Here is a 22,923-nt window from a genome sequence, read left to right as displayed (position 1 = left end):
TCGAGTCGGGAGCGTCAGACCCAGGCTTTGATCGGTTCGGTGTCCAGGGTCACGCCGACGGGGCCGGGCAACTCGACGCTGTCACCGATCGAGACGGTCACCCGGCGCTGGTAACGCGCGCCCGAGGGCTGGCTGAACACCGTGATCTCGCCGGATTCCCGGTCGATCAGAAGGTAGACCGGAATCCCGGTGGCCGCGTAGGCAATCGGCTTCTCACGGCGGTCCCGCTGTTCGGTGTCGCTGTCGCGGGAAGTCACTTCCACCACCATGAGGACGGGGTCCGGGTCGGCCCATTCCCCCTGCCCGACGAATGCGTCGGCATCCGCCAGCGTGCCGTCCGGACGTGCCCGTCCCTTGCGATAGGCGTCGACCTTCAGCCCCTGTTCGACGCTCAGGAACAGTTCCGGCCGGGCCAGGATGAACATGCGGATCAGCCACTGCAGAATACGCCCGTGGTCCCCGTCGGCCACACCCTTCGCCCCCAGCCGCCCCTCGATGAACTCCAGCCGTATACCTTCGGACACCCGACCGGCCAACCGGGCGAGTTCCTCGAACTCCTCGGTCGTCATGATCTCCTCATGAACGGCGGTCATGAGGAAACGATACCTGCCTGGCGATACCGGTATCGAACATTCCGCTGACGCTGTCGCCCATGTGCCGGTGCACAGCTCGGCGGGTCAGCGGATGGTGTGGTCGATGAGTCGGCGGGCGGCCCGGTCGGTGCGTTCGATATCGCCGGTGATGAGCCGGTCCTGCAGGATGCCGCGCAATCCGGAAACGAGCACGGTGGCCACCACTTCGGGTTCATCGTCGGGGTCGAGCGCGTACAGGCCGGCGGTGATGGCGGTGACGAACGCCGCGGTGGCCTTGTCGGCGTAGCCCGCGTAGGGGCCGTGCGGCGCGCAGGCCGCGCCGAGGACCTGGAGCATCACCCGCACGCTGACCGATCCCGGTCCGGTGGTGTTCGAACGCCAGAACTCCCACAGCCGTTCCCGCAGCGCGGCGGCATCGTGTACTTCGGCGAAGACGGCGGTGAGATCCGGGCGATGGGTCGCCAATGCCTGGACCAGCAATTCTTCTTTGGTGCCGAAGTAATAGATCAGCATCCGGGAACTGGTACCCAGGGCGGCGGCCAGCGGGCGCAGGGAGAGGTCCGCGAGTCCGCGTTCGGCGATATAACGCACCACGGCGTCGAGGATCTCGGAGCGTTTGGCGTGGTCGAGTGGACGGGCCATGGGTTGACTGTAGCGAACGCTACAGGTATTCATGACCTCGTGAATGTACCGATCGCTTCAAAAACTCCGCCGGCGGTGCAGGTGGTGGTCACCGGATACGCGGGCGCCACCTCGATCGCCGGCGATATGGACGAGACCTGGTCGGGACTGCTGGACGGCCGGACCGGGATCACCGCCCTCGACGACGACTTCGTCGCCGAATACGACCTGCCGGTACGTATCGGCGGCAAGCTGGCCGCGCATCCGGGTGCGCAGCTCACCCGGGTCGAACAGCGCAGGCACTCCTACGTCGAACAGCTCGCTCTCGTGCTCGGACGGCAGGTCTGGTGTGCGGCGGGCCGTCCGGAGGTGGAGGGTGAACGGCTCGCGGTGAGTATCGGCACCGGGCTGGGCGGCGGCGACGCGCTCATCGACGCGGTCGACGCGATGCGCGCCGGCGGCTACCGCAAGGTCTCACCCATGTCGGTGCCCATGGTCATGCCCAACGGCCCGGCGGCGGCCGTCGGCCTGGAAATCGGCGCGAAAGCGGGAGTTTTCGCCCCGGTCTCGGCGTGCTCGTCCGGTACCGAGGCCGTCGCGCAGGCCTGGCGGCTGATCGCCACCGGCGAGGCGGATGTGGTGGTGGCCGGCGGAGTGGAGGGACATATCCACGCGGTGCCGATCGCAAGCTTCGCCATGATGCGGGCGATGAGCACCCGCAACGACGATCCCGCCGCCGCCTCGCGGCCCTTCGACCGGGACCGTGACGGTTTCGTCTTCGGCGAAGCGGGCGCGCTGCTGGTCCTGGAATCGGAGCGGCACGCCCGCGCCCGGGGTGCCCGCGTCCACGCCCGGGTGCTCGGCGCCGGAATAACCTCCGACGCCTACCACATCGTCGCCTCCGACCCGGCGGGGGAGGGCGCGGCCCGCGCCATGCGTAAGGCGATCGCCGTCGCCGGCCTGGCGCCCGCCGATATCGGGCATGTCAACGCCCACGCCACCTCGACATCCATCGGTGATGCCTCGGAGGCGGCCGCGATCGAGGCGGTGACGCCCGGCGCCTCGGTCTACGCGCCCAAATCGGCGCTCGGGCATTCCATCGGCGCGGTCGGCGCCCTGGAAACCGTCCTCACCGCGCTCACCCTGCGGGACCAGGTCGTACCGCCCACCCTCAACCTCGAGAATCCGGACGTGGACCTGGATATCGTGCGCGGCCGCGCCCGGCCGCAGCAGATCGACTACGCCCTGACGAATTCGTTCGGGTTCGGCGGTCACAATGTGACGCTGGCGCTGGGCCGCACCTGAGGCGACGTCGGGGATCTCCCGGCCCGCACCCGTGCCGACCTCGGCCTCGACGACTCCACGGCCACCGTCGACGAGCTCGGCGTACTCGGGCCGCGGCACCCGGTTCGCCCGAGTGCGGCGGCGTCCGGGCCGGACGTAGCGTGCCGCGTCCGGCCCGATACGTCACCGCCGAAGGCGGGACCGGCGCAGGTGACGGCCGAATCTGCACCCGGCCGTCCTCGGGTGCGGCGCCGGCGGCCGGTTATCCCGGCACCTTGTCCAGGAAGCCCAGCACCGTTTCGATCCGGCCCCGCTCGTCGGTGACCAGCACATCGAAACCGATGATCACCGGCTCGGCGCCTTCGGGTCCCAGGCCCCACTGGAACCGGACCTGACGGTGGTGGGCATCCGGTTCCCCGACAGGGGTGAAGACGAAGCCGGGGAACTGTTCGTGCACCGCGCCGATGGTCGCGCCGATCGCGTCGATACCGGCCGCCTCGGCCAGCGGATCGATATAGGACGCTTCCGGGGCCCAGTGCGAATTCAGCAGTTCTTTACGGGCGGTCGCGTCGGTCGTGTTCCAGGTCTGCAGGTAGGCGGTGACGATCTCTTTCATCGGTGAACCTTTCCGGGGTTGTGTGAACCAGGTGCCATAAGCATCGGCGGGACCGGCTGTCCGGGCGATTACCTCGGAGGTAATGGGATCGGTTACTGCCGCGGCTACGATTCCGGGTGTGGTGATGACGGATACCGAACCCTCGGTCGGCGCCCTGCTGCGGTCCTGGCGTGAACGGCGCCGGTTGAGTCAGTTACAGCTCGCGTCCGCGGCCGAGGTGTCCACTCGGCATCTCAGTTTCGTGGAAACCGGCCGCTCCCGGCCCACTCGCGAGATGGTCGAACGGCTGGCCGGCCACCTGGATGTCCCGCTGCGCGAACGCAACGACCTGCTCCTCGCGGCCGGTTACGCGCCGAGCTACGGCCAGCGCGAAGTGGACGCACCGGAACTACGTTCGGTGATGGACGCCTTCCGGGTCCTGCTCGACGCGCACCTGCCGCATCCGGCCCTGGTGCTGGACCGGTGCTGGGATGTGGTCGACCGCAATTCCGCCACCGACGCGTTGCTCCACGGTTGTGCCCCCGAACTGCTGGAACCGCCCGTCAACGCCATCCGTATCTCACTGCATCCCGGCGGCCTGGCACCCCGGATCCGCAACCTCGGTCAGTGGCGCGACCATTTGCTCGGCCAGGTGCGCGGGCGGTTGGAAGCCACCGGCGACGGCCGGCTGAAAGCGCTGCTCGACGAGGTATCCGCCTATCCGTGCCACGGCGGCGGAACCCGGGCGCGCACCGATGTGGTGGTGCCGTTGCAGTTGCGGGTGGGCGAGGCCGAGCTCTCCTTCTTCAGCATCACCGCCTCGGCGCTGTCGGCCACCGACGTCACCATCGACGAACTCCATATCGAAGCCTTCTACCCCGCCGACGAGGCGACGGCCGCACTGCTCCGTACCGGCTGAGCCGTTCGGAAGCCGTAGACGCGCGCTTATGCGGACGAGCGTTCTGACCATGGTTCGTCTCGCATCCGATTGTTGTACTGGAACCAGCCAAGAGGCAATGGGTTTCGAGTCAGGAGCAATCATGCGAATCGCGGTTTTCGGAGCGACCGGTACGGTCGGACAGCACATCGTCGAGCAGGCGCTGGCACGCGGGTACGAGGTCACCGCACTCACCCGTGACGCCGGCCGGATCACTCGCACCCACGACAACCTGCACATCGTGGAAGGTGATGTGCTCGATCCCGGTGCGGTCGAGCGGACCGTCTACGGCCAGGACGCGGTGTTGGTGGCGCTGGGCAACGGACGCAAGGGCGTGGTGCGGGCGGAGGGCACCCGCACGGTCGTCGAGGCGATGAACCGCACCGGTGTGAAACGGCTGATCTGCCAGTCCACGCTGGGTGCCGGTGACAGCCGCGCCAATCTGAACTTCGTCTGGAAGTACATCATGTTCGGTCTGCTGCTGCGCCCCGCCTATGCCGACCACCAGCAGCAGGAGTCCTATGTCCGGGCCAGTGGCCTGGAGTGGACCATCGTGCGGCCCAGCGCCTTCACCGACGGCCCCCGCACCGGCACCTACCGGCGTGGTTTCGGTGCCGACGAGAAGGGGCTGAGCCTGAAGATCGCCCGCGCCGATATCGCGGAGTTCCTGCTCGATCAGATCACCGACCGCACCTATGTGCGCCGGGCGCCCGGGATCTCCCACTGAACGGCTCCGGGAGCGGCCGCGACGGTGGAGGATTGGGGAGATCGGGACCGGAGACTGGCGAGACCGAGCCCGCGGCCCGGTTCAGCTGTGCTGGTGCGGCGTCTCCCAGGCGGGGAAGGGATCCGGGTAGCGCGCCCAGACGCGCGGCCCGGCCGCGTATTCGGCATCGGTGAGCAGCGCCGCGTCGAGTGCGGCGCGCAGACGCGCCCGGTCGAGCTTCACTCCGATGAACACGATCTCCTGCCCGGCCGGGATCTCCAGTGCCGACCACCACGCCGCGGGTTCGAAGGTGAGGTTCGGCCCGGCCTGCGACCAGACCGCGGCGATCTCGGGGCGGCTGGCGATCCAGCAGAAACCTTTGCTGCGCAACAATCTGCGCAGCCCGGCCAGGACGTCGGCGAGGCGTTGCGGGTGAAACGGGCGGTCGGCGGTGTAGGTGAGACTGCTGATGCCGTATTCCTCGGTTTCGGGAGTGTGGCCGCCCGTCAGTTCCGCGTCCCAGCCTTCGGCGGTGGCGGCGACGGCCGGGTCGTAGCGTCCGGTGTCGAGCACCTCGGCGAGCTCGACGATCCCGTTGCTGGTGCGGATCAGCTCGGCGCGTGGATTCATCCGCCGCAGCGCCGCCTCCAGCGCGCCGGCCACCGCCGGACTCACCAGGTCGATCTTGTTGAGCAATAGGACGTCGGCGAATTCGACCTGGTCGGCGAGGAGATCGGCAATACCGCGTTCGTCTCCGGCGCCGGCCTCCAGATTCCGGGAGGCGAGCGTCTGCCCGCGGGTTACTTCGGTGAGAAAGGTCGAAGCGTCCACCACGGTGACCATGGTGTCGAGCCGGGCCAGTTCACCCAGCGAGAACCCGTCTTCGAATTCCCATTCGAAGGTCGCGGCCACCGGCATGGGCTCGGAGATACCGGTGGATTCGATGACCAGCTGGTCGAATCGTCCCTCCCGGGCCAGCCGGCCGACCGCCTCGATGAGGTCCTCCCTCAGGGTGCAGCAGATGCAGCCGTTGGTGAGCTCGACGAGTTTCTCCTCGGTCCGGTCGAGATGGCCCTGCCCCGTGATCAGCGCCGCGTCGATGTTCACCTCGCTCATATCGTTCACGATCACCGCCACACGCCGACCCTCCCGGTTGGCGAGGATGTGGTTGAGCAGGGTGGTCTTCCCGGCGCCGAGGAACCCCGACAGGACGGTGACGGGCAGGGGACGACGGGGATCGATCGCGTTCACAATAGTAATGATATCCATTTTCATTAACCCGCCCGCGGAGGGTGCCTGCGCGCCCAGGGCCGGGCGGCCGGCGGAGTCAATGGCGGCTACCACGCGACCTACGTATAGACACCTTTCGGAAGCGGTTGCCATACTTGCTTCCCGGCGGCGGACAGATACGAGGAGGTCGGGCTCCGATGCTCCTCGAAATGGTTCGTTCCGGCAGCGCGCGCGAAAGGTCCGCCCGGTCGGGGTGAGTGGCGCTCTACACGGGCTCATGGCCCGCATCAAAAACCTACTCATCCGGGACACAGGAGATATCGGCCGCGTCGTTTCGGCACAACCCCAGGGGGTCAGCAGGCTCCTGGCCCGAGCAGACGAGCTCTGGCGTGGGCAGGACCGCTTGGATCCGCCCACACCGGGGGCACAGTGGCGACTCGACGAGCTGGGCAGGCCGGGGTCTCGGGGGAGTCGTCCACCGGCTTATCGGCCGGACGAGGCGGAACTGCTGCTACGGACCGCGCAGCTGACCCCCGACGTCCAGAGAACTCTGCAACTGCCCGACTCCGTGAACGAGGTGCAGGTCATGCGGGCCCGCGACCCTGGTACGGGACGAGACGAGGGTCTGGTCGTTTTCAAGCCCTCCGCAGGAGAGCAATTCGGCAAGAGGAACTGGTTGCCGCACGATCCGGGAACGCTCGCACGACGTGAAGTCGCCGCCTACCGGATGGATCGTCTTTTCGGCTTCGGTCTGGTACCACCCACCGCGCTCGTCGACCGGGCGGGCGGCGAGGGAATGGTTCAGCGGTTCGTGGATTTCGGTCCGGCGAAACACGCCCTCGGATTCGACAGGATACAAAGACAACAGGCAGCAGTGCTTCACTATGTGATCGGGGCAGCTGACGGGCAGCGGACCAACTACCGGCCGGATCGCAGCGGGAACCTGGTCCTGTACGACCATGGATACTCCTTCCCCGAAGCGGCGCATCCAACCAGGGGAGCCGACGCTTTCGGCCCGGGCGCGCCCTTCGGTATGCGTTCCGATTTCATCAATTTCGACCCGAGAACCCAACTCGACGACGATGTGCTCCGTGCCGTGGACGCGATAGATCATCGAGACATACGCAGTGCTCTGGCCGATCTCGACCTGAGCCCGAGCGCTATCGATGGGGTGCTCCGGCGGCTGGACGAGATACGGGAACTCCGCGCGATACCGCGCAATTGAACCGGCCGGCGGAGCGGCGGGCGGCCCACTCTGTCGGAGGGCCGCCCGGACCGTCAGGACACCACCGGGAGATACAATTTCTTTCCTGTATCGGCGAACTCGGCCGACTTCTCCGCCATTCCGGCCTCGATCGCGTCGCTATCGGTCAGATTGTGCTGCTCCGCGTACGCGCGGACGTCCGCCGAGATGCGCATGGAGCAGAACTTCGGACCGCACATCGAGCAGAAATGCGCCGTTTTCGCCGGCTCCGCGGGCAGCGTCTCGTCGTGGTATTCGCGCGCGGTATCGGGATCCAGTGACAGCGCGAACTGGTCACGCCAGCGGAATTCGAAACGCGCCTTGGACAATTCGTCATCACGCCGCTGGGCGTGCGGATGGCCCTTGGCGAGATCGGCGGCGTGTGCGGCGATCTTGTAGGTGATGACGCCGGTTTTCACATCGTCGCGGTCGGGCAGGCCGAGATGTTCCTTCGGCGTGACGTAGCACAGCATCGCGGTCCCGGCCTGCGCGATGATCGCCGCGCCGATGGCCGAGGTGATGTGGTCGTAGGCGGGCGCGATATCGGTGGCCAGCGGACCGAGGGTGTAGAAGGGGGCTTCTTCGCACAGCTCTTCTTCCAGCCGTACGTTCTCCACGATCTTGTGCATGGGGACATGCCCGGGGCCCTCGATCATCACCTGCACGCCGTACGACTTCGCGATCTTGGTCAGTTCGCCGAGTGTGCGGAGTTCGGCGAACTGGGCTTCGTCGTTGGCGTCGGCGATCGAACCGGGCCGCAGTCCGTCACCGAGCGAGAATGTGACGTCATAGCGCGCCAGGATCTCGCACAACTCCTCGAAATGGGTATACAGGAACGATTCCCGATGGTGGGCCAGGCACCACGCGGCCATGATCGAACCGCCGCGCGAGACGATCCCGGTGACCCGTTTCGCGGTCAGCGGCACGTAACGCAGCAGCACACCGGCGTGCACGGTCATATAGTCCACGCCCTGCTCGCACTGCTCGATCACGGTGTCGCGGTAGATCTCCCAGGTGAGCGCGGCCGGGTCACCGTTGCACTTCTCCAGCGCCTGATAGATCGGCACCGTGCCCACCGGAACCGGCGAGTTGCGCAGAATCCACTCGCGGGTCTCGTGGATGTTCTTACCGGTGGACAGATCCATGATGGTGTCCGCGCCCCAGCGGGTGGCCCACACCATCTTCTCGACCTCCTCGGCGATCGAGGAAGAGACGGCCGAGTTACCGATGTTGGCGTTGATCTTCACCAGGAACTTCTTGCCGATGATGGTCGGCTCCAGTTCCGGATGCCGGTGGTTTGCCGGGATCACCGCGCGGCCGGCGGCGACCTCCGCGCGCACCAGCTCTGCCGGCACCTCCTCCCGGGCGGCGACGAAGCGCATCTCCGGGGTCACGATCCCGGCCCGGGCCCAGGCGAGCTGGGTGCGCGGGCCGGGTACCTCCGGTTTTTCCCACTCGTTCCGGAGCGCGGGCAGACCCGCCTCCAGGTTTATGGTCGCGGTGGGGTCGGTGTACGGGCCGGATGTGTCGTAGACGTCGAAGTGGTCGCCGTTGGTCAGCTCGATCCGGCGTACCGGAATGCGCAGACCGTCGATATCCCGATAGTGCTTGACGCTGCCCTCGATCGGACCGGTGGTCACCGAATCGACAGGTGTGGTCGTCATATTTCCTCCCTACGCCGGCATTACCCGGTCAGGTTCATACGGTCGACGGCCCTGAGCGCTCCGTGGAGCTAGCCGTCCTCTCAGCCCGCTGGTGCGAGCCCCCGTTGGCGTGTGAAATTTTCCGCCGCCGACCATACCCGCCTCGGACCGTATCCACCGGCCGGGAGATAGGGTCTATCCGTGACCCTCTCGCATGGATCGCTGATGACCGTCGACGAGTTCGAAGAACTCGACGCGGCGGCTCAGCGGATTTCCGAAGGGCTGCGGCTCGAGTATCTGAACGGCCTGCTGGCCGCCAAGGCACGACCGGACACCAACCACACCCGGGTCGTGCAGTGGCTGGCGCGGTTCCTGGTGCCGCGCCGGTCCGAACTGTGGCTCTTCGCCGATCGCGGCCTGCGGGCCGGGCGCACCGGCGGCAGCCGCGTACGACCCGACGCCATCCTCGCGCCCGCCTCGGCATTCGCCGGTGAAGGCGAATGGTCGGATCCGCAGCCGGTGATCATGACCATCGAGATCAGTTCCCGGGCCCAGCACACCGAACTGCGGGATCGGCTCGACAAACCGTTCCTGTACGCGGCCACGGGTATCCCGCTCTACTTCCTCATCGACCGCGGCGCCGCGGAGGCGAGCGTGTACAGCGAGCCCGAGGACGGGCGCTACAGCACCAAGGTGACCGTGCCGTTCGGCACCGATATCGAAATTCCCGAACCGCTCGGCGTCTTCCTCGCCACCGATCCGCTCGCGGACTGGTTGTAGCGGCGTCAGAGGGTGAATTCGGCGATCACCGGAGCGTGGTCGCTGGCGCCCTTGCCCTTGCGTTCCTCCCGGTCCACCCCGGCGTCGACCACCGTCGCGGCCAGCGCCGGGGAGGCCAGCACGAAATCGATGCGCATCCCTTCCTTACGCGGGAAGCGCAGCTGGGTGTAATCCCAGTAGGTGTACACACCGGGGCCGGGGGCGAAGGGTCGCATCACATCGGTGAAACCGATCTCCGTGATCGCGGTGAACGCGTCCCGTTCCGGTTGGGAGACATGGGTTCTGCCGGCGAAGAGCTCCGGCGACCACACATCGTCGTCGGTGGGCGCGATATTCCAGTCGCCGACCAGGGCCGTCTTCGCCCGGGGGTCGGCGGCCAGCCAGCGGGCGGCACTGTCGCGCAGCGCGGCCAGCCAGGCCAGTTTGTATTCGTAGTGCGGATCGGTCAGCGTGCGCCCGTTGGGCACATACAGACTCCACACCCGGACTCCGCCGCAGGTGGCGCCCAGGGCCCGCGCCTCCACGGTCGGTGAGGGGATGAGCGTATCGGCGGCGTCACGGTCGAATCCGGGCTGGCCCGGGAACCCGATCTCCACCTCGTCGAGTCCCACCCGCGACGCGATCGCCACCCCGTTCCACTGGTTCAACCCCACATGCGCGACCTCGTAGCCGGCCTCCGAGAAACGTTCGAAGGGGAACTGGTCGTCCCGGCATTTGGTTTCCTGGATCGCCAGCACATCGATGTCCTGGCGATCCAGCCAGGCCAGCACCCGGTCCTGCCGGGAGCGGATCGAATTGACATTCCAGGTGGCCAGGCGCAGCACGATTACCTTTTCGCGAGTCGGGCGAACCGCAGTTCGGGGGTGTTCCGGCGTTATCGTCCGGCTACCCGGAACTGCCGGGGACGGCGTAGCGGTAGCTGTGGTGATCGACGAACCCGAGTTCGCCGAACAGCTCCAGGGCGTCCACATTACCGGCCTCGACCTGGACGTACGCGTGGGTCGCGCCCCGATCGTGACCCCAGCGCAGCAGTTCGCCGCAGACCAGTGCGGCCAGCCCGTGCCGGCGATGGGCGGCCACCACCGCCACGCAGGTCAGGCCGACCCAGCGGCGGCCGTCGGAGGCGGAGGTGAGTGCGCCGCGGGCGATGGCGATGGGGTTGGGCAGGCCCAGCGAGGCGAACCCCAGCTGTCCGTCGTGCACGGCGGAGAGTACTTCGGGTAGCGGGACCGTGGCGGAGTGGCCGCTCGGTTCGTCACCGCGGTAGCGGTGGATCTCCAGCCACGCGATATCGGGTTCGGGTGCGATCCGCACCATGGACGGGCCCTGCGGAAGGACGAAATTCTCCAGGTCGATACCCAGAACGCGGGTTTCGCCCCAGCTGTTCCACCCCGGCGGCACGGTGGCCAGCCGGTCCGGCAGCGCCAGTTGCAGCGGAAGTCCCTGCGCGGCGTACCAGGCGCCGATCCGGTGCAGGGTGTCCGGGGTGATGCGGGCGGGTCCGTTCGAATCACCTATGGGTACCGCGGAATTGGCGCGCCGGGTGTAGCCGTGTCCGGCACGCAGCAGCCAGCCGTCGATCCAGGCGGACTCGGTGCCGGGCCACCCGAACGCCGCCGCGGTCTCCAGAGCGCGGATCTCCGAGGTGCGAATCGGCCGCGGCGCCAGTGATTTCATCGCCACCACGCTGGCCGCCGGGATCATCACCGGATGGCCGTCGGCGGCCAGGACGGTCAGCGGATTGGTCTCCACCACCTCACCGATCACATCGGTGAGCGGCGGGCTGCTGCCCTCGGGGAGCCGGTAGCGCACCACGACCCGCTCGCCGAGCGGGACCTGCGAGATCGGGATGTCGCCGTCGTGGTCGTGCGGGTCAGTCGTCATGTCCGAAGGGATCCGGATCGCTGCCGGGTAGCCAGGTGCGGCCGGGAACGCCCCAGCCGTTGCGTTTGACCGCTTTCTTCGCCGCCCGGGCGTGGCGCCCGACCAGGACGTCGATATAGAGGTAGCCGTCGAGATGGCCGACCTCGTGCTGCAGCATGCGCGCGAAGAAACCGGTGCCCTCGACGGTGACGGGTTCGCCGTGCTCGTCGGTGCCGGTGACCCGGGCCCACTCGGCCCGGCCGGTGGGGTACTGCTCACCGGGCACCGACAGGCAGCCTTCTTCGTCGTCGTCGGGGTCCGGCATGGTTTCCGGGATCGCCGAGGTCTCCAGTACCGGGTTGATCACGGCTCCCCGGCGCCGCGCCACCGTGCCGTCCTCGGCCCGGTCCGGGCAGTCGTAGACGAAGAGGCGCTTGGACACTCCGACCTGGTTGGCGGCCAGACCGACGCCGTTGGCGGCGTCCAGGGTCTCGTACATATCCGTGATCAGCCCGGCCAGTTCCGCCGGCGATTCGGTCACCGGCGCGGTGGGGCCGTGCAGCACGGGATCGCCGACGATCACGATGGGCAGGATTGACATGAGACGAGCTTATTGGGGGCGGCGGAGCCCGATGAAAAAGGGCCTGCTCTGTGCGGTGGCCGTCACCGGTCCGGGCAGGTGGAACGGGTTCTCCCCGGATATGTGGTACTGCCGTACCGGACACGCCGGACGTCGTCGGCAGCGCTCGCCCGGACGGCGTGGTTGAATATCGCAAGGCAGTAACACGGTGACCCGATCGTGTCCTGATACGGCGATCGCGTCCGGTGGTAACTCGGCGAGGAGCAAGATGGACGGCGCAGCAGCGCGGGATCTTTCCGCAATCCAGGGCGGTCCTCCGGCCAACACAGCGAATACGAATCCCGAAGGGGCCCATGATCCCGAGAGCGGCCTGAGTCGCCGCGAACACGAGATCCTGGCCTTCGAGCGACAGTGGTGGAAGTACGCGGGCGCCAAAGAAGAGGCGATCCGCGAACTGTTCGCGCTGTCACCGACCCGTTACTACCAGGTGCTCAACACCCTCATCGACCGGCCCGAAGCCCTGGCCGCCGACCCGATGCTGGTGAAGCGCCTGCGCCGGCTACGCGCCAGCCGGCAGAAGTCCCGCGCGGCGCGCAAGCTCGGCTTCCAGGTCTGACGCCGAGCTCCGGACGGGTTGCCGCGCTGGAGCCGGCTCCGCATCGCTCCCGTTCGCGTCTTTACGGCTCCCCGGATGGTCTACCTCCATGGTCGGGGCCCGCCCCCGATTCTGGACTGAGCGGAGGAGGGAAGAATCGGGGTCACAGGGCTCCGACCCGCCCCGCCGGAGGCGGGGCAAATGAGCACAGCAGGCGCTAGGCTCGGGCGGGTGAGCAATTCGAACCCTGGCTCCGGTGGACCGCCGCTGCGTGCGACGGCAATGGTTCTGATCGCCCTGTCGATCGTTTTCGCCGGTCTGGGCGCGATGTCGCTGTCGAGCGCGGATTCCGAGAGTTCGGACAACGCCGAGAGCACGGCGGCCCCGCCGACGACCGCGCTGGCCGCGCCGCGCGCCACCACCAGTGTCGCGGCCGCGCCCGCCACGCCGGCCGCCGAATCCGGTACCACCACCGCCGCGGCGCCGACCACCACGGCGGCGGCCGGCGGGGTCGATCGATCCGCTCCGGTCCGGGTGCTCAACAACAGCATGGTCGCGGGGCTGGCGTCCACGACCGCGAACGAGCTCACGGCACGCGGCTGGACCAACACCTCCACCGGCAACTACGCCGCCACCACACTCGAGAACACCACCGTGTACTACGGTCCGGCGCCGGCCGACGAGGCCACCGCCGCCGCGGTCGCCGCGGATATCGGCGCCACCACCGCGCCGATGATCCCGGGTCTGGGCGACGGTTCGGGAGTCGTCGTGGTGGTGACCGGTCGGTGACACGCGTCTCCGGAGGTCGGGGGCGTACCGGCCCGGCGGGGACCGCGTGGCATCATCTTGTGGGTCGAAGGATCGTTGTCGAAACGCTCTACCCGTAAACTCGGTACTCGTAAAGGAGTTCCCAGATGGCCCAGTCCCCTTCTCGTCGCCGATCTTGGCGGAGCGTGACCCCGGTGCTGGCTGTCGCGGCTTTCGGCCTCGTTGCCTGCACGAACAGTCAGGAATCCAGTGACGTACCCGGGACGACTCCGCCGGTGTGGACCTCGTCCCCGGCTCCGGCAGGTGGAGGCGAGCACGGTGAGCACAGCGAAGAGCAGGGTTCCCCGGCCGGTTCGGGGACCGAGGTGGAACTGAAGTCGCCGAGCGGCGCGAAGGTCGGGACGGCCAATATCGCAGACGAGGGCAACCACCTGCGGATCACCGTCGACACAACGGGTTTGACCCCCGGTTTCCACGGTCTGCACATCCACCAGGAAGGCAAGTGCGAGGCCAATTCGGCCCCGCCGGCCGGTGGGGCGCCCGGCGACTTCCTGTCCGCGGGCGGGCATCTGCAGGTCGGCGGCGCGACCGGACACCCGGCCAGTGGCGATCTGACCTCGCTGCAGGTCCGTAAGGACGGCCACGGCTACCTGGTGACCACCACCGACACGGTCACCCTCAGCGATATCCGGGGCAAGGCGATCATCGTGCACGCCGGTTCCGACAACTTCGCCAATATCCCGGACCGTTACACCCGCGAGGGCGGCGCCGGCCCGGATCAGCAGACGATGAGTACCGGTGACGCGGGCGGCCGGGTCGCCTGCGGCGTCATCGGTTAGACGCGCGACGGAGGGGCCGATATGGGTGGGGCGCGGATCGAGCCGGTGCCGTTCCGCGGGTCGCCTCGGCCGACCGTGGGGATCGAATGGGAGATCGCGCTCGTCGACAAGACGAGTCGCGATCTGTCCAATACGGCGGCAGCCGTTTTCGACGCGGTGGGTGAGCTGCGCGCGCACGACGGCACCCCGCAGGTGACCAAGGAACTGCTCCGCAACACCGTGGAACTGGTCACGGGGGTGCACGAGACCGTCGGGTCCGCGGTGGCGGATCTGTCCGGCACCATGGACACCGTGCGCCGGGCCGCCGACGAACTCGGGGTGGATCTGTTCTGCGCGGGCACGCATCCGTTCGCGCAGTGGTCCACCCAGCAGCTCACCCGGTCCGAGCACTACGACGAACTCATCGAACGAACCCAGTGGTGGGGTCGGCAGATGCTGATCTGGGGGGTACACGTGCATGTCGGGGTATCGCACCGGGACAAGGTTTTTCCCATCCTGAACTCGCTGCTGTTGTCCTATCCGCATCTGCTGGCGTTGTCGGCCTCCTCACCGATGTGGTCGGGTTCGGATACCGGTTACGCGAGCAATCGCGCGCTGATGTTCCAGCAGTTGCCCACGGCGGGACTGCCGTTCCAGTTCGAGAACTGGGGCGAGTTCGAGCGCTATGTGCACGACCAGATGAAAACCGGTGTGTTCGAACAGCTCGGCGGTATGCACTGGGATATCCGGCCCGCCCCGAAATGGGGGACCATCGAGGTACGGATCTGCGACGGCATCTCCAACCGGGCGGAACTGGCCGCGCTGGCGGCGTTCATCCACTGTTTGATCGTGCATCTGGACGAGCGGGTGGAACGCGGCGAGTCGCTGCCCACCCTGCCGCCGTGGCATGTGCAGGAGAACAAATGGCGGGCCGCGCGTTACGGGCTGGACGCCATCGTGATCGTGGGTGACGACAATCGGGAACGTCTGGTCACCGAGGATCTCGACGATCTGCTGACCCGGCTGGAGCCGACCGCGCGACGGCTGGACTGTGTGGCCGAACTCGCCGCGGTGGCCGATATTCCGCGCCGCGGGGCCAACTATCAGCGGCAGCGGCAGGTGGCGGCGGCCGCGCAGGGGGATCTCGTCGCGGTGGTGGACGCGCTGGTTCGCGAACTCGACAGCTGACCCGGCCGGTTCGCTGCTGTTCAGCAGCCCGGTGACCTGCCGTTCACGTGCCGTTTACGATGGTCGGGTGCTAGTCGGAAACCCGAATATGGGAGCTGGAGCAGCGGTGCGCGTCTCCGTGCCGCGCCGGGGGGTTCGGGTCGCCGCCGTCGCCGCGGTGCCGGTATTGCTGCTGGTGCTGCAGGGCGTGGCGATGTGGCGGGATTTCGAGGGTCCGCTGACGAGCCTGGCCCGCGACTACATCGGTACCCCCAAATCGATGACCGTGCCCTGGGCGGGCCTGGTTCTCGCGCTGGTCGGGATATCGGCCCGGCGCCGGTGGATCGCGGCGGGTGCGGCCGTGGCGATCGATCTGGTGTACGCGGGGGTACGGCTGCTGCTGGGGGGACCGTTCACCGTGGGCAACGGGCCGGTTCTCGTGCTCACCGCGCTGGCACTGGTGGCCTGGCTGCGCTGGACCGGCGTCGAACGGCGCAACGCCCTGCACGCCGCCGCGCTGGGCGCGCTGCTGATCCTGGCGACCAAGGTCGGCGACGTCTGGCTACACATCACCGTGGACCTGCGGCCGCGGGTGCTGGACCGGTACGTGATGCTGGCCGATCACGCGCTCGGTGATCCGGCATGGGTGATGGGCCGGGTGCTGGAAACCCTGGGACCGGTACCCGAGGCGGTCCTGCACTGGGTGTACATCGAACTGCCGGCGGCGGCCATCGTGGTGGCGGTCTGGCAGTTGCGGTCGGTGGCGGCGGGCGGCCGCTGGCCGAACCACTACCTGGTGCGCACCTTCCTGGTGCTGGGCCTGGTGGGGCCCCTGGTGTACATACTGTTCCCGGTGGTCGGACCGATGTTCGCCTACGGGGTCGACGGGAACGGTTTCCAGCTCGGCAATTTCTGGCCCGATGTGTTGCCGCCGCTGGACCGCGCACCGGTTGCGATGGCCTTCGATTCGTTCTCGCCGCGTAACTGCATGCCCTCGATGCACACCGCGTGGGCACTGGCGCTCTTCCTGCACACCCGTCGTAACCCCGATGGTTCGCTCGCGCCCACCTGGCTGCGCTGGGGCGGTATGTTCTGGCTGCTGTGCACGCTGGCCGCGACCCTCGGTTTCGGCTACCACTACGGCGTGGACCTGGTCGCCGGGGCGGTGCTGTGCCTGACCGTGGAATCGGCGCTGCGGGAACCGGAACGCGGCTGGGGGCCGTTCCGGATCCGGCTGGTCGCCGGTGGTGCGGTGATACTGGTGACGCTGCTGGTCGGCTACCGGTATCTGGCGGTGCATATGGCCGACTATCCGGTGGTCGCGGGGTCGATCGTCGCGGCCCTGCTCGCGGCGATGGCGGCGGGTTTCCACGCCACATGGTTCTCCCGGCGCCGCCGCGAGCGGCCGGTTGCGACCGCGAGCGCGACACTGCCCGATCGCGCGGACGCGGTTGTCGCCACCGACGATCCACTCGATACGGCGGCACCGGCGGCCGACCGGTCCGCCGGGCTCACGGCCGCGGCCGATCCAGTTTGTCCTCCAGTTCGTTGACCACCAGCAGATCCTTGCGGTGCAACTGCTCCCGGTAGGCGGTGCGGCCGATCAGGTGGGCGATTACCGGTGCGGTGAGCAAGGTGAACAACCCGACCAGCACCAGCATCCAGACATTGGGGTCGTCGTATACCCGGATACAGGTGCCCGCCAGCACCGAAACAAGACCGATCACCTGAGGTTTGGTCGCCGCGTGCATACGCAGCAGGGTGTCCCGGAACCGGACGATACCGATGGCCGCGGTCAGCGCCAGTACCGCGCCGAAGATGATCAGGACGCCGGAGATCCAGTCGAATACGGTGTTCATCGGTCGTCCCGGACCCGGAAGCGGGTGACGGCGGCCGAACCGAGGAAGCCCACCAGCGACAGCGCGACGATGGCGGGCACCACATCGGTGTCGCGGCTGTAGGCCGCCCACACCGCGAGGCCGCAGATCGCCATGGCGATGATCGAGTCGATCCCGATCACCCGATCGAGGGTATCCGGGCCCGCGAGAATGCGGTATGCGGTGATCAACGCGGCCGCACCGAGCAGGACCGCGGCCACCACGGCCACGACGATCACTTGGGTACCTCCTGACCGGTAGGTGGCGGGAGCGGGGTGGCGCGACGTTCCAGCCCGTCGATCAGCAACCGTTCCAGCACCCGGATGGTGCGGTAGAACTTCGCCACCGCCTCCGCACTGCTCACATCGATGACATGCACGTAGGCCTTGCACTGTTCGCGGTCGATCTCCAGCACCATGGTGCCCGGGATCAGATTGATCAGGTTGACGCACAGCACCATGACCAGATCCGAGCGGAACGCGAACTGCACCTCGAGCACACCGGAGGGCGGCGGCGGGCCGGGCCGCAGGGCGAACCAGGCCAGCTGGAAACTGGACTCCAGCCCGTAGTACACGCTGACCGCCGCCAATTTCATCAGCGGTAACAGTCGCAACTGCCCGCGCAGCGGTATCCGGGGCAGCGGGAGTGCGACCATGATGACCAGGCCCACCGCCAGTCCTGCCAGCACATTGGCGACGCTGACCCGGCCCCACAGCGCCACCCAGACCGCGGACAGCCAGAGCAGGACGCCGACGCGTAGTACCGTGTCGCGATTCGTCGGTCCGCTCATCGCGGCCCCCCGCCCAGCACCGCGCCGATATAAATTCCCCGGTCCTGCAGTTCGATCGCGGCCCGGTCGGCGATCGCCAGGACCGGGCCCGCCCACACCGTCAGCGCCAGTCCGACCGCGACCAGCGCCGCGGTCGGCAGCACCATCATGGCCGGCAACCGGCCGGGATCGGTGCGTTCGTCGTAGAGCATGTCGGTGTTGTCCTCCACCAGCGAGGGCAGGGTCGCGGCCACCAGATGACCCTCGGGGGCCTGTTCGCGGGGCCGCCAGAACGCCTTGCTCCAGGTCCGCGCCATGACGTACAGGGTCAGCAGACTGGTCACCACCGATCCGGCGACCAGCACCCAGGCGAGCACGCTGCCGTCCTGCGCGCCGGCCTGGAGCAGGGCCACCTTCCCGATGAAACCGGAGAAGGGCGGTATCCCGCCGAGGTTCAGCGCCGGGATGAGGAACAATCCCGCGAGTAGTGGGCTGGCGGCGGCCAGCCCGCCCACCCGCCGCAGAGAGGTCGAGCCCGCCTGGCGTTCGATCAATCCGGCCACCAGGAACAGCGCTGTCTGCACCAGAATGTGGTGCGCGATGTAGTACACCGTGCCCGCCAGTCCGATGGGACTGGCGATACCCACCCCGAACATCATGTAGCCGATATGGCTGACCAGCGTGAACGAGAGCAATCGCCGGATATCGCTCTGCGCGATGGCACCGAATATGCCGATCAGCATGGTGAGCAGGCCGCTGATCATCAGCAGATTGTCGAATCCGCCGTCCGGGAAGAGCAGGGTCTGGGTGCGCACGATCGCGTACACCCCGACCTTGGTGAGCAGACCGGCGAATACCGCGGTGACCGGCGCGGGGGCGGTGGGGTAGGAGTCGGGCAGCCAGTTGGACAGGGGGAACACCGCGGCCTTGATACCGAAGGCGACCAGCAGCACGGCGTAGACCGCTTGGCGGATACCGTCGGGGATGGCGTCCATCCGCTGGGCCAGTTGCGCGAAGTTGAGGGTCCCGGTGGCGCCGTAGGTGACGGCGGTGCCGATCAGGAAGATCAGCGACGACACCATGGAGACCATCACATACGACACTCCGGCGCGAATGCGTTCCGCGGTCGCGCCCAGGGTGAGCAGGACGAACGAGGCGACCAGCAGGATCTCGAAACCGACGAACAGGTTGAACAGGTCGCCGGCCAGGAACGCCATCGCCACGCCCGCGCTGAGGATCAGATAGGTGGGCCAGAAGATGGAGGTGGGCTGGCGGACCTGGGCGTCGCTGATGTTCTGGCCGGCGCCGTAGAGGGCCACCGCCAGCAGCACGATGGCCGAGACCAGCAGCATGGTCGCGGAGAGCCGGTCCACCACGATGGTGATACCGATGGGTGTCTCCCAGCCGCCGACCTGTACGGCCACCGTCCCGTCCCGATCGGCCAGGTACAGCAGCACCGCGCAGACGACCACCGCCGCGCTCAGCGCGACCGTGGCCAGGACCCGCTGTACCCGGGCACGGCGACCGGCCACCAGTGTCACCGCGGCGGCCAGCAGCGGGATGAGCACCGGCAGGGGAGCCAGGGCGGGGACCAGATCGGGCGACAAGCTCATTCTTCGGGTTCCTCCGGCCGGCGCGCGGCGATCCCGACATCCTCCGGGTCGTTCTCCACTTTTTCACTCGTGGTCAGGATGTAGGAGCGATAGGCCAGCGCGAGCACGAACGCCGAAACGCCCATGGTGATGACGATGGCCGTCAGCACCAGCGCCTGGGCCAGCGGGTCGGCCATGAGGGTGTGTTCGATATCGTCGGCGCCCTGGATCGGCGGCGCGCCGTCGGGGCCGCCCATGGTGAGGATCAGCAGGTTGACCGCATTGCTGAACAGCAAAATGCCGAGCAACATCTTCGTCACGGTGCGTTCGAGCAGCAGGTAGACCCCGCAGGCCACCAGGACGCCGACGACGATCAGCAGGGTCAGGTTCGCGCTCATGACTGCACCAGCTCGTCGTCGAGGCGCGCGCCGAGGCTGCGCAATACATCCAATACGAGGCCCACCACGATCAGGTAGACACCGAGGTCGAAGAACAGCGAGGTCACCAGTTTCACATGGCCGAGCACCGGAATCGTGGCCTCGAGAATGGCGGAGCTCAGCGGCGGCGCTCCCAGCAGCAGTGAGGTGCCGGCGGTACCGGCGGCGAGAATCAATCCGGCGCCGAGCAGATGACCGGCCTCCACAGGCAGGGCCTCGCCCAGTTCGTACTGGCCGCCCGCGAGATAGCGCAGGACCAGCGCCAGCCCGGCGATGAGACCGCCGGCGAAACCGCCGCCGGGCGCATTGTGGCCGGAGAAGAAGAAGTAGACCGACAGCACCATGATGGTGGGGAACACCAGGCGGGTCGTGATCTGCAGGACCATGGAGCGTTCGCGGCGGTCGACCAGGCGGCCCGCGGGCAGCCAGCCCACCTTGCCGGGCCGGTAGTTGGGCGCGTCGGCGGCGCGCGGCGGCAGCCCGAACCGCCGGCTGCGGAACACCAGCGAGGCCACCCCGGTAGCGGCCACGACCAGCACCGATATCTCGCCGAGCGTATCCCAGGCGCGGATATCGACCAGCAGCACATTGACCGCGTTCTTACCGCCGCCGAACTCGTAGGCCGCGTCCGGGATGCGTTCCCAGATGGGCCGGGCATTACGCGCCGCGGCGGCGAACGCCGCCAGCACCGGCACCGTGATACCGGCCGCGACGGCGATGGCCGCCCGGCCCATATGGAATCCGGCCTGCTGTTCGGGCCCGATCTCGGCCGGGAAGGCGCGCAGCACCAGGACGAACACCACGAGCGTCAGGGTTTCCACGAGGAACTGGGTCAGCGCCAGATCGGGGGCGCCGTGCAGGGCGAAGACGACACCGCATCCGTAGCCGGTGAGCCCGACCACCAGCACGCTGGCCAGCCGGTTGCGCAGGACGGTCGCGGCCAGCGCCATGGCGATCATGACGGCGCCGATCACCATTTGCAGCGGGGAGTCCCACAGCCGCAGTTCCACCCCGGTCCGGGTGCCGATCGCCAGCACCACCGCGGGCACGATCACCAGGGTGCCGAGGATCACCGCCTGGGTGAGCGGCAACGACCCGCGCTGGACGGCGCCGGTCATCCGCAGCGAGAGCCGGTCGGCCGCCCGCAGCGCGGCATCGTAGCCGCGGTCGGCGTTGCCCAGCAGCTTCGCCGATTCACCGAACCGGTCCTGTATCGCGAACAGGGCGAGGCCCCCGGCGATGATGACGACGGTGAGCAGCAACGGCACGGTCAGGCCGTGCCAGAGCTGGAGGTGCTCGGTCAGCTCGCCCGGGAGGGTTTCGGCGTAGGGTGCCAGCAGCCCGTCCATCCAGGGCGCGGCGAGTCCGGCGCCCAGCGAACCGGCGGCCAGCAGCACCGGTGCCGCGCTCAGCCCGATGCCCGGTGCGTGCCAATCGGGGACCGCGACGCCGGGTTTGTCGGCGAAGGCGCCCCAGATGAAGCGCGCGCTGTAGGCGACGGTGAGCATGGACCCGAGCACCAGTCCGGCGGCCAGCAGCAGTTTCACGGTGAGCGAGAGCGGCTCGGCGTGGAGTTCGGCGGCCAGCGCGGACTCCTTCGCCACGAACCCCCAGAGCGGCGGGAAACCCGCCATGCTCAGCGCGGCCAGCGACGAGGCGCCCAGGAGGACAGGTGCGCGGCGACCCAGCCCGGAGAGTTTCCGCAGGTCACGAGTGCCCGTCCCGTGGTCGATGATGCCGACGACGAGGAAGAGGGTGGCCTTGAACAGGGCGTGCGCCACCACCAGGCCGATACCGGCGAGCGCGGCGTCGGGGGTACCGAGGCCCACCATTGTCACCAGGAAGCCGAGCTGACTCACGGTGCCGAAGGCCAGGACCAATTTCAGGTCGGTGACCTGCATCGCGCGCAACCCGGCCAGCAGCATGGACGCCAGGCCGAGGGTGAGCACGAGCGGCCGCCAGACCGGGGCGTCGGCGAAGGCGGGTGCGAGCCGCGCGATGAGGTAGACACCCGCCTTGACCATTGCCGCGGCGTGCAGGTAGGCGCTGACCGGGGTGGGTGCGGCCATGGCGCCGGGCAGCCAGAAGTGCAGGGGCACGATGGCGGATTTGCTGAGCGCGCCCACCAGGACGAGGACCACCGCGACCTGCACCGCGATCCCGCCGGGCGGGTCGGTGGCGGCGAGCAGATCCGACAGCAGATAGCTGCCGTAGGCCTCGCCGAGGATGACGATTCCGGCGAGCATGGCCAGGCCGCCCGCGCCGGTCACCAGCAGGGCCTGCAGGGCCGCGCGGCGCCCTGGCACGCTGTCGGAATTATGGCCGACCAGCAGGAACGACAGTACGGTGGTCACTTCCCAGAATGTGAACAGCAACAGCATGTTGTCGCTGGTGACCAGGCCGAACATGGCGCCGGAGAAGGCGACCAGCCAGGCGGCGAAGGAGCCGAGTTTCGGTTCGTCGTCGGTGAAGTAGCGGGCGCAGTAGGCCAGGACCAGAGCGCCGATGCCCAGGACGAGGGCGCTCATCACCGTGGCCAGGGAGTCGAAGCGCAGGTCCATACCCAGATCGATGGTGGGCGCCCACTGCATCCGGACCGTGATCTCGTCGTTCCAGTGGGCGATCACCCAGCCGAGGCACCCGAGCGGTACCAGCGCCAGTGGATAGAACGCGTTGCGACCCAGTACTCGCACGGCGGCGGGCGCGATGAGCGCGGCCAAGGCGTGTGCGAGCAGGATGGCGAGCAAGCGTTACCTCCGTCGAGATAGGGGCGGCGGGGTATTGCGCGCTCATCATATGCGAGCACGAACTGGGACAATCGTACA

Annotated in this window: 24 protein-coding genes; 10 read left to right on the top strand and 14 right to left on the bottom strand. The window is 68.1% G+C overall.

What is annotated here, in order from left to right; translation table 11 throughout:
• Positions 1-14: 14 nt before the first annotated feature.
• Both ON38_RS23330 and ON38_RS23325 read right to left on the bottom strand, forming a co-directional pair.
• Entirely contained in the window at positions 15-593 is a 579-nt protein-coding gene (locus ON38_RS23330; protein ID WP_039827059.1) for a Uma2 family endonuclease, read from the bottom strand.
• An 84-nt stretch (positions 594-677) separates the two neighbouring features.
• A complete protein-coding gene (locus ON38_RS23325; RefSeq protein ID WP_039827058.1) occupies positions 678-1,235 on the bottom strand; it encodes a TetR/AcrR family transcriptional regulator in 558 nt (185 codons plus the stop codon).
• Positions 1,236-1,316: 81 nt separating this feature from the next.
• On the opposite strand from ON38_RS23325, the gene ON38_RS23320 reads away from it, so the two are divergent.
• Entirely contained in the window at positions 1,317-2,519 is a 1,203-nt protein-coding gene (locus tag ON38_RS23320; RefSeq protein ID WP_281004625.1) for a KasA/KasB family beta-ketoacyl-ACP synthase, read from the top strand.
• Between the two features lie 241 nt (positions 2,520-2,760).
• Here the strand turns inward: ON38_RS23320 and ON38_RS23315 are convergent, their stop codons facing one another.
• Positions 2,761-3,114 carry a nuclear transport factor 2 family protein gene (locus tag ON38_RS23315; RefSeq protein WP_039827057.1) on the bottom strand — a complete coding sequence of 118 codons (354 nt, stop codon included), beginning with the start codon at positions 3,112-3,114 and terminating at the stop codon, positions 2,761-2,763.
• A 124-nt stretch (positions 3,115-3,238) separates the two neighbouring features.
• Between ON38_RS23315 and ON38_RS23310 the strand changes: the two genes are divergently transcribed.
• The gene (locus tag ON38_RS23310) at positions 3,239-4,012 is read left to right on the top strand and encodes a helix-turn-helix domain-containing protein (protein WP_039827056.1); all 774 of its coding nucleotides are present in this window, start codon (positions 3,239-3,241) and stop codon (positions 4,010-4,012) included.
• Positions 4,013-4,133: 121 nt separating this feature from the next.
• Entirely contained in the window at positions 4,134-4,757 is a 624-nt protein-coding gene (locus ON38_RS23305; protein WP_039827055.1) for an NAD(P)-dependent oxidoreductase, read from the top strand.
• 81 nt (positions 4,758-4,838) lie between these two features.
• On the opposite strand, the gene ON38_RS23300 is transcribed toward ON38_RS23305, so the two are convergent.
• Complete coding sequence (locus tag ON38_RS23300) at positions 4,839-6,005, bottom strand: GTP-binding protein (protein ID WP_051165090.1); 1,167 nt, start codon at positions 6,003-6,005, stop codon at positions 4,839-4,841.
• A gap of 238 nt (positions 6,006-6,243) precedes the next feature.
• Between ON38_RS23300 and ON38_RS36205 the strand changes: the two genes are divergently transcribed.
• On the top strand, positions 6,244-7,191 hold the full coding sequence (locus tag ON38_RS36205) for a protein kinase family protein (RefSeq protein WP_157181852.1): 948 nt from the start codon (positions 6,244-6,246) through the stop codon (positions 7,189-7,191).
• Positions 7,192-7,244: 53 nt separating this feature from the next.
• Here ON38_RS36205 and thiC read toward each other — a convergent pair whose 3' ends face one another.
• A complete protein-coding gene (gene thiC, locus ON38_RS23290) occupies positions 7,245-8,873 on the bottom strand; it encodes a phosphomethylpyrimidine synthase ThiC (protein WP_039827053.1) in 1,629 nt (542 codons plus the stop codon).
• Between the two features lie 180 nt (positions 8,874-9,053).
• Between thiC and ON38_RS23285 the strand changes: the two genes are divergently transcribed.
• Complete coding sequence (locus tag ON38_RS23285; protein WP_245564163.1) at positions 9,054-9,632, top strand: Uma2 family endonuclease; 579 nt, start codon at positions 9,054-9,056, stop codon at positions 9,630-9,632.
• Positions 9,633-9,637: 5 nt separating this feature from the next.
• On the opposite strand, the gene ON38_RS23280 is transcribed toward ON38_RS23285, so the two are convergent.
• The 3 genes from ON38_RS23280 to ON38_RS23270 form a co-directional block, all read right to left on the bottom strand.
• The gene (locus tag ON38_RS23280) at positions 9,638-10,453 is read right to left on the bottom strand and encodes an exodeoxyribonuclease III (RefSeq protein WP_039827083.1); all 816 of its coding nucleotides are present in this window, start codon (positions 10,451-10,453) and stop codon (positions 9,638-9,640) included.
• Positions 10,454-10,517: 64 nt separating this feature from the next.
• Positions 10,518-11,516, bottom strand: coding sequence for an N-acetylglutamate synthase, CG3035 family (locus ON38_RS23275; protein WP_039827052.1), 999 nt, complete (start codon positions 11,514-11,516; stop codon positions 10,518-10,520).
• Complete coding sequence (locus tag ON38_RS23270; protein WP_039827051.1) at positions 11,506-12,096, bottom strand: peptide deformylase; 591 nt, start codon at positions 12,094-12,096, stop codon at positions 11,506-11,508. The genes ON38_RS23275 and ON38_RS23270 overlap by 11 nt, the downstream gene beginning before the upstream one ends.
• A 247-nt stretch (positions 12,097-12,343) precedes the next feature.
• Here ON38_RS23270 and napA point away from each other — a divergent pair, with 247 nt between their 5' ends.
• From napA to ON38_RS23245, 5 genes are all read left to right on the top strand, one after another.
• Positions 12,344-12,691, top strand: a complete 348-nt coding sequence (gene napA / locus ON38_RS23265) for a nucleoid-associated protein NapA (protein ID WP_039827050.1) — start codon at positions 12,344-12,346, stop codon at positions 12,689-12,691.
• Positions 12,692-12,901: 210 nt separating this feature from the next.
• Positions 12,902-13,459, top strand: a complete 558-nt coding sequence (locus ON38_RS23260) for a LytR C-terminal domain-containing protein (RefSeq protein WP_039827049.1) — start codon at positions 12,902-12,904, stop codon at positions 13,457-13,459.
• Between the two features lie 125 nt (positions 13,460-13,584).
• On the top strand, positions 13,585-14,277 hold the full coding sequence (gene sodC, locus ON38_RS23255) for a superoxide dismutase[Cu-Zn] (RefSeq protein ID WP_039827048.1): 693 nt from the start codon (positions 13,585-13,587) through the stop codon (positions 14,275-14,277).
• Between the two features lie 21 nt (positions 14,278-14,298).
• Positions 14,299-15,444, top strand: coding sequence for a glutamate--cysteine ligase (locus ON38_RS23250; RefSeq protein WP_039827047.1), 1,146 nt, complete (start codon positions 14,299-14,301; stop codon positions 15,442-15,444).
• 88 nt (positions 15,445-15,532) lie between these two features.
• Positions 15,533-16,975 (top strand): phosphatase PAP2 family protein, encoded by a 1,443-nt coding sequence (locus ON38_RS23245; RefSeq protein WP_083873031.1) that lies wholly within the window; start codon positions 15,533-15,535, stop codon positions 16,973-16,975.
• On the opposite strand, the gene mnhG is transcribed toward ON38_RS23245, so the two are convergent.
• From mnhG to ON38_RS23215, 6 genes are read right to left on the bottom strand one after another with little or no spacing between them, the layout of a single operon-like run.
• A complete protein-coding gene (gene mnhG, locus ON38_RS23240; protein ID WP_039827046.1) occupies positions 16,935-17,282 on the bottom strand; it encodes a monovalent cation/H(+) antiporter subunit G in 348 nt (115 codons plus the stop codon). The genes ON38_RS23245 and mnhG overlap by 41 nt on opposite strands.
• Entirely contained in the window at positions 17,279-17,539 is a 261-nt protein-coding gene (locus ON38_RS23235) for a monovalent cation/H+ antiporter complex subunit F (protein WP_039827045.1), read from the bottom strand. Before ON38_RS23235 ends, mnhG begins: the two co-directional genes overlap by 4 nt.
• Positions 17,536-18,090, bottom strand: a complete 555-nt coding sequence (locus ON38_RS23230; protein ID WP_051165084.1) for a Na+/H+ antiporter subunit E — start codon at positions 18,088-18,090, stop codon at positions 17,536-17,538. The genes ON38_RS23235 and ON38_RS23230 overlap by 4 nt, the downstream gene beginning before the upstream one ends.
• Entirely contained in the window at positions 18,087-19,682 is a 1,596-nt protein-coding gene (locus ON38_RS23225; RefSeq protein WP_039827044.1) for a Na+/H+ antiporter subunit D, read from the bottom strand. Before ON38_RS23225 ends, ON38_RS23230 begins: the two co-directional genes overlap by 4 nt.
• Positions 19,679-20,059: a Na(+)/H(+) antiporter subunit C gene (locus ON38_RS23220; RefSeq protein WP_039827043.1), complete on the bottom strand. Its 381-nt coding sequence runs from the start codon at positions 20,057-20,059 to the stop codon at positions 19,679-19,681. The genes ON38_RS23225 and ON38_RS23220 overlap by 4 nt, the downstream gene beginning before the upstream one ends.
• Positions 20,056-22,845, bottom strand: a complete 2,790-nt coding sequence (locus tag ON38_RS23215) for a Na+/H+ antiporter subunit A (protein ID WP_039827042.1) — start codon at positions 22,843-22,845, stop codon at positions 20,056-20,058. The genes ON38_RS23220 and ON38_RS23215 overlap by 4 nt, the downstream gene beginning before the upstream one ends.
• Between the last annotated feature and the right edge of the window lie 78 nt (positions 22,846-22,923).

Source organism: Nocardia testacea NBRC 100365 (assembly GCF_000308775.1).
Taxonomy (GTDB): Bacteria; Actinomycetota; Actinomycetes; order Mycobacteriales; family Mycobacteriaceae; genus Nocardia; species Nocardia testacea.
The sequence above is the reverse complement of the archived record's forward strand: the minus strand, read 5'-3'. Positions and strand labels throughout refer to the sequence as shown.